At 29.7% G+C, this 13,179-nt stretch carries 15 protein-coding genes; all 15 read left to right on the forward strand.

The window, feature by feature from the left end:
- Nucleotides 1–12: 12 nt before the first annotated feature.
- The 15 genes from LEBU_RS03745 to LEBU_RS03815 all read left to right on the forward strand — a co-directional run bounded on the left by LEBU_RS03745 (nucleotide 13) and on the right by LEBU_RS03815 (nucleotide 13,164).
- Nucleotides 13–645, forward strand: a complete 633-nt coding sequence (locus tag LEBU_RS03745) for a hypothetical protein (RefSeq protein ID WP_015768999.1) — start codon at nucleotides 13–15, stop codon at nucleotides 643–645.
- Nucleotides 646–741: 96 nt separating this feature from the next.
- A complete protein-coding gene (locus LEBU_RS03750; RefSeq protein WP_015769000.1) occupies nucleotides 742–1,386 on the forward strand; it encodes a hypothetical protein in 645 nt (214 codons plus the stop codon).
- A gap of 85 nt (nucleotides 1,387–1,471) precedes the next feature.
- Nucleotides 1,472–1,903: a lysozyme inhibitor LprI family protein gene (locus LEBU_RS03755; protein WP_015769001.1), complete on the forward strand. Its 432-nt coding sequence runs from the start codon at nucleotides 1,472–1,474 to the stop codon at nucleotides 1,901–1,903.
- 28 nt (nucleotides 1,904–1,931) lie between these two features.
- Nucleotides 1,932–2,351 (forward strand): lysozyme inhibitor LprI family protein, encoded by a 420-nt coding sequence (locus LEBU_RS03760; RefSeq protein WP_015769002.1) that lies wholly within the window; start codon nucleotides 1,932–1,934, stop codon nucleotides 2,349–2,351.
- A gap of 715 nt (nucleotides 2,352–3,066) precedes the next feature.
- Nucleotides 3,067–3,819 (forward strand): ankyrin repeat domain-containing protein, encoded by a 753-nt coding sequence (locus tag LEBU_RS03765; protein WP_015769003.1) that lies wholly within the window; start codon nucleotides 3,067–3,069, stop codon nucleotides 3,817–3,819.
- Between the two features lie 82 nt (nucleotides 3,820–3,901).
- Complete coding sequence (gene ptsP, locus LEBU_RS03770; protein ID WP_015769004.1) at nucleotides 3,902–5,605, forward strand: phosphoenolpyruvate--protein phosphotransferase; 1,704 nt, start codon at nucleotides 3,902–3,904, stop codon at nucleotides 5,603–5,605.
- 103 nt (nucleotides 5,606–5,708) lie between these two features.
- Nucleotides 5,709–6,272, forward strand: a complete 564-nt coding sequence (locus tag LEBU_RS03775) for a DJ-1 family glyoxalase III (RefSeq protein ID WP_015769005.1) — start codon at nucleotides 5,709–5,711, stop codon at nucleotides 6,270–6,272.
- 386 nt (nucleotides 6,273–6,658) lie between these two features.
- A complete protein-coding gene (gene rsmH, locus LEBU_RS03780; RefSeq protein WP_015769006.1) occupies nucleotides 6,659–7,585 on the forward strand; it encodes a 16S rRNA (cytosine(1402)-N(4))-methyltransferase RsmH in 927 nt (308 codons plus the stop codon).
- Nucleotides 7,586–7,588: 3 nt separating this feature from the next.
- The gene (locus LEBU_RS03785; RefSeq protein ID WP_015769007.1) at nucleotides 7,589–8,008 is read left to right on the forward strand and encodes a hypothetical protein; all 420 of its coding nucleotides are present in this window, start codon (nucleotides 7,589–7,591) and stop codon (nucleotides 8,006–8,008) included.
- 340 nt (nucleotides 8,009–8,348) lie between these two features.
- Nucleotides 8,349–8,660, forward strand: a complete 312-nt coding sequence (locus tag LEBU_RS03790) for a hypothetical protein (protein ID WP_015769008.1) — start codon at nucleotides 8,349–8,351, stop codon at nucleotides 8,658–8,660.
- Nucleotides 8,660–10,633 (forward strand): V-type ATP synthase subunit I, encoded by a 1,974-nt coding sequence (locus tag LEBU_RS03795; RefSeq protein WP_015769009.1) that lies wholly within the window; start codon nucleotides 8,660–8,662, stop codon nucleotides 10,631–10,633. The genes LEBU_RS03790 and LEBU_RS03795 overlap by 1 nt, the downstream gene beginning before the upstream one ends.
- A 66-nt stretch (nucleotides 10,634–10,699) precedes the next feature.
- Nucleotides 10,700–11,173 carry a V-type ATP synthase subunit K gene (locus tag LEBU_RS03800; protein ID WP_015769010.1) on the forward strand — a complete coding sequence of 158 codons (474 nt, stop codon included), beginning with the start codon at nucleotides 10,700–10,702 and terminating at the stop codon, nucleotides 11,171–11,173.
- A gap of 46 nt (nucleotides 11,174–11,219) precedes the next feature.
- Nucleotides 11,220–11,771, forward strand: coding sequence for a V-type ATP synthase subunit E (locus tag LEBU_RS03805; RefSeq protein ID WP_015769011.1), 552 nt, complete (start codon nucleotides 11,220–11,222; stop codon nucleotides 11,769–11,771).
- Nucleotides 11,772–11,864: 93 nt separating this feature from the next.
- A complete protein-coding gene (locus LEBU_RS03810) occupies nucleotides 11,865–12,863 on the forward strand; it encodes a V-type ATP synthase subunit C (protein WP_015769012.1) in 999 nt (332 codons plus the stop codon).
- A complete protein-coding gene (locus tag LEBU_RS03815; protein ID WP_015769013.1) occupies nucleotides 12,856–13,164 on the forward strand; it encodes a V-type ATP synthase subunit F in 309 nt (102 codons plus the stop codon). Before LEBU_RS03810 ends, LEBU_RS03815 begins: the two co-directional genes overlap by 8 nt.
- Nucleotides 13,165–13,179: the final 15 nt, after the last annotated feature.

Below are 13,179 nucleotides of genomic sequence, written 5' to 3' on the forward strand. Positions count from 1 at the left end.
TAGGTAAAAATTATGAAAAAAGTATTATTTTTAATTATGGCATTAGCTGCAATACCAGCGTTTGCAGTAAAAGTTACGACAGATGGGAAACATAATTTAGATAAGGTAGCGGGGAAATACAGAGAATATTCGGAACTTGAAATATTTGAAAAAAGTGGGAAATGGTATGCGACAAAAAAAGCTTTTAAAACAGAAACAGTTCCTCTAGTTTTAGAAAAAGATGGAAAATTTTCAGCAGAATTTGAGCATGGAAAAGAAACTTTTGCTTATGATACAAGAATGAAGGCTTTGGTAACGCTTGTTAAAGATGACACAGATCAGATACTTTCTATAGAATTGCCTACAGGAAAAACAAAAGCAGCAGTGGATAAAAACTTTAATATGAATAAAGTAAAGGGAGATTGGTGTGATTTTGAAAAAATTGTTCAGAAAAATGGAAAATGGTACATGTATACTGATTTTGATGACGAATACACTCCTTTAATTGTAACAAAAAATGGATTTACTATTAAAATTGAGAATGATATTGCAAAATTTACATTTGACACAAGACTTCAGACACTTGTGAAAATTGATGAGGATGGAAATATAGTTGATACGTATATACTAAAGGATTATTGTCCAGAAGGATATGTAGAGTTATAAAAAATGATTATAATAAGCGAAATAATAGAAATAGGAGTTGAGAAAAATAAAACAATTATAAATACTAAATTTAAATCGAAAGTGTAGGTAAAAATTATGAAAAAAATATTATTTTTAATTATGGCGTTAGCTGCGATACCAGCATTTGCGATAAAGGTCACGACAGATGGAAAACACAATTTGGAAAAAGTGGCAGGAAAATATCAAGGTATTGAAATATTTAAAAAAAATGAAAAATGGTACATAACAAAGATACATGACGGATTCGATGAAACGGAAACAGTTCCTATAGTAATGGAAAAAAATGGAAAATTTTCAGCAAATTATAAAAAACGTGAAAAAGAAACTTATGCTTATGATACGAAAATGAAAACTTTAGTAACACTTGCTAAAAATGATACAGATCAGATACTTTCTATTGAGCTGCCTGAAAAAACAAAAGCAACAGTGGATACAAACTTTAATATGAATAAAGTGAAGGGATATTGGTGTGATCAACTGTTTGAAATTGTTCAGAAAAATGGAAAATGGTATTTACATGGTGAGGATGACGGCGGATGGGAAGAACTTATAACTGTAGCAAAAAATGGATTTACCGTTGAATATGGAACTAAAGATACTGGAGATGACAGAAGATTTACTTTTGATACAAAACTTCAAACAATGGTTGAAATTGATAAGGACGGGAATATAATTCTTCCATTTATATTAAAGGATTATTGTCCAACAGGATATAATTAATATCTGAATTTTATTGAAAATTAAGTTGACTAAAAAAGGGGTTTGTGATTTAATACAAAATACAAAAAATAGGAGTTGATAAAAAATGAGAAAATTACTAATAGCAGGATTATTACTTTTAGGAGCTATTGCATTTGCAGGAAAATATGAAAATGAATTGACAGAAAGAATGAAAGTTGCAGAAGAAAAAGCACAAACTGGATGGGATAGCGGAGTAAGAGCTGATATGGTTAATGCTTCACTGGACTTAGATAAAGAATGGGAAAAAGAAATGAATAAAGTCTATGATTTGATTCTAAAAAAACTTCCAGCAAAGGAAAAGACAAAATTTAAATCAGAACAACAAAAATGGTTAAAAAATAGAGAAAGTCAAGTACAAAAGGCTTATGATAAATACACTAAAGAAGAAGGACCTAGAATGGCTGGAGAGCTAGCTGCTAGTGAAAGACTGAGTATAACAAAGGAAAGGGTTTTGGAACTAGCAAAAAGATATGATAAAATGAATGTGAAAAAATAAAAAATATATTTTAATTAAGGAGATTATTATGAAAAAAATATTATTATTAGGAATGCTGCTTGCAGGAGCGATTGTGTTTGCAGGGAAATATGAAGATGAAATGACAGAAAGAATGAAAGTTGTAGAAGAAAAAGTTCAGCCAGATTTGGAGTCTGGAAGTACAGATGGCATGCTAAATGCTAGCTATAAATTGACAGGCGAATGGGAAAAGGAATTAAACAAAGTTTATGATTTGATTTTGAAAAAATTGCCAGCAAAAGAAAAGTCAAAATTTAAAGCCGAACAGGAAAAATGGATAAAAAGTAGAAAAGCGGCTATAAAAAAGGCATTAGCTGATGAAGAGGATGGACCTAGAATGGCTTTGTTTGGAGCAGCTGGAACTGAATATGAGATGACAAAGGCAAGAGTTTTAGAACTGGCTAAAAGATACGATAAATTAAATAAATAATAAAAAACAATAGTTATGGAATAAACGAGTTTCATAACTATTTTTTCTAAATAGCATATAATTTAAAATTTATAAAATATCTACTATGTAAAATAGGAAATAGTATAAAACTTATACTAAACCCCATTTAAATAACGAATTTATTGGAAGCTTTTCCAACAAAGGATAAAAACTTAGTATTTCAAAATAATTAAAATATAATTATAAACCGACGGAGATTTTATTTGTTCAACTACGACTGTTTGACGACTATAAGGAGGAGTTTCGGAGGTGGGCAAATAAAAGTCGTAGTCTAGCCATGGGTATTGCGTAGCAATCTTGCCACAATTTTAATTATCAGGATAAACCTTTACTGCAAGATAAGGATTTGCGGCAATGAGCAATCCTGCGAAAAAAAGAAAAAAATGAATAAAAATATTAAAAAACTGATATTAAATAAAATAATCCAATACTAAATCCCATTATAAAATAGAAACTATGTTAAGGACCAAAAGTTTTAATTCCTTACTAAATAGTATGTAATTCAAAATTTATTAAATATGCGCTATTTAAACGGGGAATAGTATTAAATTTTTGATGATTTATTTTTATTGGAAAGAATGAATTTTATAGAAATTTTAGTACAGTATTATAATTATTAGAAAAAAAATCTGAAAAAATATTTGCACTTTTAAAATCATATGGTATAATATTAAGTATAGTGAGGTATTAAAAAATGAATAAATTTTTTTATAAAATAATTCTTCTCATTCCATTATTTCTCAGTCAAATATCATTCTCGCTAAGTTTTAAATACAATACGGGAGAAAACCTGGTTGAAAGAATAAGAGAAAAAAATACTCAGGAAAAACGTATAAAATTAGTACTGGATTCTATTAGAAAGCATAATAATAAAATTGTACGTTTTTATCTTGCTACCAAGGATAATATTATTAATAGACAGAATTTAGAAGATAGCATACTACATAGAAAAGAAGGGGTGTATGGAGTTAACCTTGATAAAAAATCAATATATGAAGGGGATATTGAGCTGGTTGATATAAATGCCAAAAGTCAAGATGGATACACTCCAATTGTTGTTGCAATTGAGGCTAAAAATCATGAAATTTTAAATTTATTAATTGAAAATGGTGCAAATTTATATGAAAAACATCCAATTTTTAACAGGACAACACTAGGAACCGCCGCATATTATGAAAATGTTGAAGCGGTACAAGCTTTACTAAAAAAAGATCCTAAACTCGTAAATATAGGAAGTACGTTGGACGGATGGACACCTCTTGAGGATGCTACTTTGAAAGCTAACGTCCAAATTGTAAAATTGTTATTGCAATATGGTGCTAACCCTACAATTACTGATAAACATGGTGGAACTCCTATGGATATGGCAACAAAGTTTGGAAAAGGTGAAATAGTGAAATTATTAAGAGATAATATAAAGGCTAATAGGAAAAAATACAATTATTGAAATGTTGAGTTTCAAAAAATAAAAAATCTTTATTAACTAAATTTGTTTGTAATAAAAAAATTTATATATAGAGGAGAAAAAAATGAAAAGAATGACAGGAATTGGTGCTTCAGAAGGAGTATCTATAGGTAAAGTATTACTTTTTATCACGGAGGAAATTGTTATTCCAGAAATTAAAGAAGAGGGTTCAACAATTGAAGCAGAGTTAGCAAAATTGAAAGAAGGATTGAAAAAATCGAAAACTCAATTAATTGCAATCAGAGAAAAAGTAAAAGAAAAAATGGGAGAAGATAAAGCAGCAATTTTTGATGGTCATATTATGCTTCTTGAAGATGAAGATTTGATTATGGAAGTTGAAGGTAAAATTAAAGAAGAAGGGTTCCCAGCTGCAAAAGCATTACACGATGGAATAGATGAGTATTGTGATATGATTTCACAATTAGATGATCCTTATTTGAGAGAAAGAGCTGCTGATTTAAAAGATATAGGGAAAAGATGGCTTAAAAACTTATTGGGAATGAAAATTCACGATTTGAGTAACTTAGCGCCAGGAACAATTGTTGTAACTGAAGACTTAACACCATCTGATACTGCACAATTAGATTTGGAAAACTGTATCGGATTTGTTACAGAAGTTGGAGGAAAAACAGCTCACTCTGCGATTATGGCAAGATCGCTTGAATTGCCAGCAGTAGTTGGAGTAAAAGGAATATTAGGTGAAGTAAAAGACGGAGAAGTTATTATTATGGATGGAGAAACAGGAGAATTATTCCTAGAACCATCTGAAGAGCTAGTTAGTGAATACATTAAAAAACAAGAAGTATTAAGAGTTGAAAAAGAAGAATTGAGAAAATTAATTCACGAAGATGCAGTTACTACTGACGGAAGAAAAGTTGACATTTGGGGAAATATTGGAAGCCCTAATGATGTTGACGCTGTAATAGAATCAGGAGCAACTGGAATTGGATTGTATAGAACTGAATTTTTATTCATGAATTCTGATCATTTCCCAACTGAACAGGAACAATATGAAGCGTACAGAATTGTTGCCGAAAAAATGCAAGGGAAACCTGTTACAATTAGAACAATGGATATTGGTGGAGATAAAGAGTTGCCATATTTAGACTTGCCAAAAGAGTTAAATCCATTCTTGGGATATAGAGCAATCAGAATTTCGTTGGAAAATAAAGATATGTTCAAAACTCAGTTAAAAGCGATTTTAAGAGCGTCTCAATATGGACAGATTAAAATTATGTATCCAATGATAAGCTCAGTTAATGAAATCAGAAAAGCAAATGCTATCTTGGAAGAATGTAAAAAAGAACTTGATGAAATCGGAAAAATTTATGATAGAAACATAAAAGTAGGAATAATGGTTGAAACTCCTTCAACAGCTATTATTGCTTACAAATTTGCAAAAGAAGTTGACTTCTTCTCAATTGGAACTAATGACTTGACACAATATTTCCTTGCTGTAGATAGAGGAAATGAAATGGTTGCTAATTTATACAACTCATTTAACCCTGCGGTATTAGAAGCCATTCAAAAAGTAATTGATGCTGCACATGATGCTCATATAAGTGTTAGTATGTGTGGAGAATTTGCTGGAGATAAGAGAGCAACTAAGTTATTGCTAGGAATGGGTCTTGATTCATTCAGTATGAGTGCTTCATCTGGATTGACTGTTAAAAAAATAATTAGAAATAGTAGTTATGCAGACGCACAAAAATTCAGAGATTTAATCTTACAACAAGATACACCTGAAGATGTTATAGCAAAATTATAATTTTTTTAAAAGGGCTAATAATAACGCTATTAGCCTTTTTTTCATCTTGATTGTTTGGAAAATATTAGAAAATACCTTAAAATTATAAAGGAGTTGAAAGTATATGAAAACAAAAAAAGTAGCAGTTTTTTTAGCAAATGGATTTGAAGAAATTGAGGCGATTACACCGATTGATTTATTGGAAAGAGCTGGAATTACAGTAGATACAGTATCTATTACTGAAAATAATCTTGTTGAAAGTGCAAGAAAAGTGAGAGTATTGGCGGATAAAGTGATTAAAGAGATTAATTTTTCAGAATATGATATGCTGATATTGCCGGGAGGACCTGGATTTAAAAATTATTTTGATTCACAATTGCTGCTTGATAAAATTGTAGAGTTTTCAAAAGATGTGGAAAATAAAAAAGTGGCTGCTATATGTGCTGCACCGACGGTATTATCAAGTTTAGGAATTTTAGAAGGGAAAAAGGCGGTTTGCTTTCCAGCTTGCGAAGAGGATTTATTAAAAGGTAACCCAATTTTGACACGAGAGCGAGTTGTTAAAGATGAGAATATTATTACAAGCAGAAGTGCGGGAACTGCTCTTGATTTTGCTCTTGAAATTATTAGTGAACTTTTGGGTAAAAAAGAGGCAGAAAGAATTGCTGATGAGATTGTTTGTAAATAAATTTGTAAATATTTCTAGGCTGTGTCTGAAAACTCAAAATCTATGTTATATTTAATGTTTTTTTGATTTTATAAATTATACAAATCACGATAAAATCAGTATTTATTATTTTTGATTTTGGAAAAATTTATTAAAAATTCATCATTTTGATAGTTTTCAGACACGCCCTAAATAAAAGTTTAAATTTTAAAAACTTATATGGAAAAAATAAGAAAAGTATGCTAAAATGTTTCAGTAATTATGAAAGAAATAAAATGACTTAATAATTAACAAGATTACAAACTATTAATATATGTTAAGTATGTTAAACTTTAAAATTGATTTTAAAGAGTTTTGTAAAATATTAAAATTTACAATTAAAAAAACTTTTAAAAAAGGAGAATTTTATGGAATACCATAAGCCTGTGCTGTTTGATGAAGTGATGGACAATATAATAACAGATAAAGATGCAGTTTATGTTGACTGTACTCTTGGCGGCGGCGGGCATACGGAAGGTATTTTAGAAAATTCTTCTAAAAATTCAAAAGTTGTTGCAATTGATCAGGATGTACAAGCTATTGAATTTGCTAAAAAAAGGCTTGAAAAATATGCAAATAAACTTCAGATATTTCAAGATAATTTTAGAAATATTGATACTGCCGTTTATCTTGCAGGCTTTGAAAAAGTGGATCGAATACTTATGGATATAGGAGTTTCCTCAAATCAATTGGATAATGCCAAAAGAGGTTTTTCATATAGGTTCGAGGCAAGGTTAGATATGCGAATGGACAGTAACTTAAAAATAAGTGCTTATGAAGTTATTAATAATTTTTCAGAAAAGGAACTAGCTGACATTATTTATAAGTATGGTGAAGAACCAAAATCTAGAAAAATTGCAAAAAAAATTGTAGAATATAGAAAAATTAAGGCAATCGAAACTACGACGGAACTTGCTGATATTGTAATAAAATCAATAGGAAAAAGTATGAAGCGGCATCCTGCCAAAAGAACATTTCAAGCTATTAGAATTTTTGTAAATAAGGAGCTTGAAATATTAAGTGAGACGTTGGATAAGGCAGTAAAGTTGCTCGGTAAAAATGGGAAACTTTTAGTGATTACTTTTCATTCACTGGAAGATAGAATTGTAAAAGAAAAGTTTCGTGAATATGAAAATCCTTGTACTTGTCCACCAGATATTCCAATTTGTGTATGTGGCAAACAGAGTCTGGGAAAGGTAATTACAAAAAAACCGATTGTTGCTAAAGAATTAGAGTTAGCAGAAAATAATCGGGCACATTCAGCAAAATTGAGAATTTTTGAAAGGAGTGAATAGGTTATGAATGGTGTTTCAAAAAATAAAAAAATGCAAATGGAAATACTTGATGTTCCAAAAATCACAAATTCAGCAAGATCCCATCAGGATGCAAAAAGAAAAGAAATAGTAGCTCCTAAAGAAGTTAGAAGACAACTTTCAAGGACAGCTGGACTTAATAAAAAAGCTATAAAAATAGTTATGTTTTATGTTACTATAGTAACGGCAGTAGCTTTATTGAGAGCATTTGTTTTATATGATGTTTCTGATTTGGGAAAAACAAAGACTATAAGAGAAAAAGAATTAATTCAATTAAAAAAAGAAGTTGCAAGAATTGATAATGAATTTATAAGTAATAATGATTTGAAAACTAAGGAAGAAGAAGCAAGGGCAACAGGATTTACTGTTCCAAATGATCCAACGTATATAAATTTAAATAAATAGCAAAAAGAGAGAAAATATAGCATAAATATAAGAGTGTTATATTTTTTTTATTATTTTTATAATAAAAAGTGAAGCATATTCAAATTTTTTCAAAATCAAACTAATAAAAATTACATTAATCTAAAATTGAGTAAAAATTATAATTTTTGAATTTGATTTTAAAGTGGTATTGCTGTAAATTAAGGAAAAGAAAAATTCTTGACAATACCTTAAAAAATTGGTAACATAATAATATAATGACTAATCAGTCAATTTATTTTTGAAAAATTATTTATAAATAATTAAAAAAATTATAAATGATTATAAAAAAGTAAAAATAAATTTTGAAGGAGGTTATATCTTGGCAAAAGAAGTTTTACAAAAAATAAAAGATGCTGAAAGTGAGTCAGACAGGATTATTGCCGATGCGAATGAAAAGGCGAAAGATATTTTGAAAAATATTGAGCAGAAAATAAAAGATGACGGCGATAAAATAATTTCTGAGACAAATCTTGAAGTAGAAAGTTTAAAAAGACAGTCAATTGATGTTGCTGAAAAAAGAGTAAAATCTCTTTTGAGCAGTGAAGAAGAAAATGTAAACAAAATTCTTGAAATTGACGAAAAGAAAATAGATGAAGTTGTTAATTTATTAGCAGAGAGGATTGTGAAATAATGGCAATAGTTAAAATGAGCAAATTTGATTTAGTTGTTTTCGCAGAACAAAGAGCTAAAGTATTAAAGAAACTTCAAAAATTTAAAGAAGTAAATTTTGTAGATATTGAGTTGCATGATGAAAATGGGGAACTTAGTAAAGATGCTGTTGAAGGTGTTGCTAAATATGCAAATAATGAAGAGTTGACACACATTGATGAACGTCTTTATCAGTTAAGCAATGCAATTTCTCTTATTAAAAAGTATGACGAGAGAAAGACACGTTTAAGAGATGTTATTTATGGAAACGAGAATTATACATTTGACGAGCTAGCAAAAAAAGTATTGACTTATGACTGGAAGAAAGTTTCTTCTGAACTGAACAAAATTGGAACACAATATTCACAGATAAAATCGGAAATTTCTAAAAAATACACACGTTATGATGAAATTGATTTGTGGGAACGACTGGATGTAAATCCTAAAGAATTAAAGAACTTGAAAAAAGTAAATACATTTTTAGGTACAGTGCCAATAAAGTTAAAAGGAACTTTTATTGACGGTATTTCTGAGCTTGATAAAACTTATTATGAAGAGCTGAAAATAGTAAAAGATGAAGTGTATTATCTTGTAATTTCAAGTATTGATGAAAGCGAAAAGAAAAAGTTGGCTGAAGTTTTTAGAAATAGCAGTTTTACAGTGGAAAATCTTGACATTGATGCAGTTCCACAAGATTACAAAAATGGACTGCAAAAGGAAATTTCAGAGTTGAAAAAGGAAAAACGTAGACTAAAAGCTCAAATTAAAACTTATAGTGAAGACTTAACTGATTTACAGGCAGTTTACGAATATATGCAGAATAAAAAGTTAAGAATTGTTGAATCAGAAAAATTAGCACAGACTGAAAATACTATTTTGATAAAAGGATGGATTCCAACCGAAAAAGTAAGTGAATTTGAGAAAGTGATAAAAGATGAGACTAGGAATAATTATTACTTGACATTCATAGATGCCGATAAGGATGATGCGACAGTGCCTATTAAGTTGAAAAATGGAAAAGTTGCAAGTACATTTGAAAATTTGACTGGAATGTATGCATATCCAAGATATAATGAAGTTGATCCAACCCCACTGTTTACACCGTTTTATATCTTATTTTTTGGAATGATGGGAGCAGATGTAGGTTATGGGCTTGTTTTACTGCTTGCAACAATGTTTGTTTTAAAAGTAGTGAATTTAAGTTCTCAAATGAGAAAATCTATTAAGTTTTTCTTTTATTTAAGTTTTTCTGTTATTTTCTGGGGACTTTTATATGGCTCATATTTTGGAGCGACAATTCCAGGAATGTGGCGATTGGTAGATCCAGCGTCACAATATAATGATTTATTGATAGGTTCAATTTTATTTGGTGTAGTCCATATATTTGTTGGATTGGCAATAAAAGCGTATATGTTAATTAGAGATGGTAAATCATTGGAAGCAGTTTATGATGTATTGTTTTGGTATATGGCTCTTATTGGCGGAATGTTATTCCTAATATTCAAGTTAATGAATTTATCAGCAGTTGTGGCAAACGTGTCAATGTGGGTAATGATTGCTGGAATGGCTGGAATCGTACTTACTGGTGGACGTGAAGCTAAAGGAGTCGGTGCAAAATTAGGTGGAGGACTTTACAGCCTTTATGGAATTTCAAGTTATGTAGGAGATTTCGTATCGTATTCAAGACTTATGGCTTTGGGACTTTCTGGTGGATTTATTGCTTCGGCTATAAATATGATTGCTGGAATGATTAGCGGAAGCTGGGTTGGAATGATATTTATTCCAGTAATACTGATAGCAGGACACTTATTTAATATGTTCTTATCTTTCTTAGGTGCTTATGTTCATACTTCAAGACTTATGTACGTAGAGTATTTTGGAAAATTTTACGAAGGTGGAGGAAAACCATTTAAAGATTTTAGAACAGAAAATAAATATATAAATCTTGATGATTAATTTTATAATTTTAAGTTTAGTAAAAATATTTAATAAATAAAATAGAAAAAATTAGGAGGAAATAAAATGAATTTTTCACAATTTTTAGTACAAAATGGAGGAATCGTAATGGCGACATTAGGTGCGGCATTAGCGACATTATTAGCAGGTATTGGATCTGCAAAAGGTGTAGGTATCGTTGGGGAAGTAGCTACTGGACTTATGAGTGAGGAACCTGAAAAATTTGGTAAATCGTTAGTATTGCAATTATTACCAGGAACACAAGGGTTATATGGATTCGTTATCGGGCTTATGGTGTTAGGAAAATTAAAACCTGAAATGACTTTACAAACAGGATTAGGAATTTTAATGGCTTGTTTACCAATCGCAATTGCAGGTTATGGTTCGGCAATCGCACAAGGAAGAGTTGCTGCGTCTGGTATTAGCTTGCTTGCAAAAAATGAAGAACAAAATACAAAAGGTATTATTTACTCAGTAATGGTTGAAACTTATGCGTTATTGGCATTCGTTGTATCAATTATGCTATTAGGAAGATTCTAATTTAAAAAGGGGTATTTATACCCCTTAAATATGGTAAGGAGTGAATATGTCTAATTTAAATAATTTAACATCAAAAATATTAAATGATGCTAAAGAGGAAGCCGACAAAATTGTAAAAAGTGCAGAGGAAAAAGCAAAGCAAAAATACGATTTGGAAATAAAAAAAGCTATTGCAAAAAAACAAACATTACTTGAAAATGCAAGAAGAGAGCGTGAACTGCTTTCAGACAGAATTAAGTCAAGTGCAAATTTAAAGGCTAGAAATGAAAAATTAAAGGCAAAACAGATAGTAATTGACAAAGTTATAAATAAATTAAAAACAAAACTTGTTAATATGAATGAGAAGGAATATATTAATTATTTGAATCAAAATATTGATAAAAAATCTATAACAGGAAAAGAACTAATTGTAAAAAAAGAATTTTTAAATAAAGTAAAAAAAGAATTTCCAAGTGCAAAAGTGAAAGAAAATGAGTTTGTAACTTCGGGATTTGTCATTGAAGAAAATGGAATTCAGGAAAATTATACTTTTGAAGTGAAATTGGATTTTATGAGAGATGAATTGGAAGTTGAAATTTCCAAACTTCTTTTTTCATAATGTAAATAAAATTTATGAAAATTTAAGTTTTATATTTTCTTTTACAAAATAAATTTTATAATTAACTGGAATTTGTAAACAAGGGAGAAAAAAATGGATAGAATGGATTACGGACAAAGTGTCGTAACTATTAGAGTACTTGAAAAGAGGCTTTTGACTAGAAATAGGTTGGAACGTATGATAGAAGCCGAAACTCCCGAAGAAGTGCTAAAATTATTGGGAGAAACGGAATATTCTCAAGATATGGCTGATATTCACGGCAGTCAAGATTATGAAACAATACTGAAAAGAGAAACAGAGCGTGTTTTTTCCATTGTAAGAAGTATGGTTAAAAACACTGCAATTGTTGATATTTTATCTCTTAAATATGATTATCATAATCTAAAGGTGTTATTAAAAAGTAAAATAACAGGAAAAGATTTTTCAAGTCTGCTTATGCAGGCTGGGACGATTGATGCTGGGAAATTTAAGACAAAATTTGAATTGCAAAGTCATGATTTGCCACAGGAAATTCTGGAAGCAATTAATGAAGTGCAGAAAGACTTTGAAGAAAATCATGATCCGCAAAGAATTGACATCCTCGTAGATAAACATTATTTTAAAAATTTATCAAGACTGGCAAAAGAAATTGATGTAAAAGTTATTACTGATTATGTTGAGGGACTGATTGATTTTCAAAATATGATAACTTTATTTAGAGTGAAAAAACAAAATCGTGATGCAAGATTTTTGGAAACTGTTATTTTTGAAGGTGGGACAATTTCAAAAAATAAAATTGTTGAGTCAATAAATGACAATACAGACACTATTTTGAATAAGTTCAAAAAGGAAAAATTGGGAATATATCTGACAAAAGGACTAGAAGTGTTTAATGAAACAAAAAGATTATCAGAGCTTGAAAAAATTTCTGATAATTACTTGATGGAATTAAATAAAGAGTCAAAATATGTTGTATTTGGACCAGAGCCGTTATTTACATATCTAGTTGCAAAAGAGCGTGAAATTAATGCAATAAGAATGATAATGGTAAGCAAGATAAACAATATAAGTTCGGATAAAATAAGAGAAAGGTTGCGTGAAACTTATGCATAAAATAGGTGTAGTTGGAGATAAAGATTCTATTTTATCATTTAAGGCATTGGGAATTGACGTGTATCCAATTATTACAAAGGAAGAGGCAAGAAGTACAATAGATGAAATGGCAAGTAATAACTATGGTATTATCTTTGTAACAGAGCAAGTTGCAGCTATGGTTGAAAGTACCGTTGAAAGATACAATCGTGAAGTGCTTCCAGCTGTTATTTTGATTCCGAATAATCAAGGAAGTCTGGGGATAGGGCTTAAAAAGATAGATGAGTACGTTGAAAAAGCGATAGGATCTAATATATTTTAGATGAAAGGAGAAAAT

It is taken from the genome of Leptotrichia buccalis C-1013-b (genome assembly GCF_000023905.1).
Taxonomy (GTDB): domain Bacteria; phylum Fusobacteriota; class Fusobacteriia; order Fusobacteriales; family Leptotrichiaceae; genus Leptotrichia; species Leptotrichia buccalis.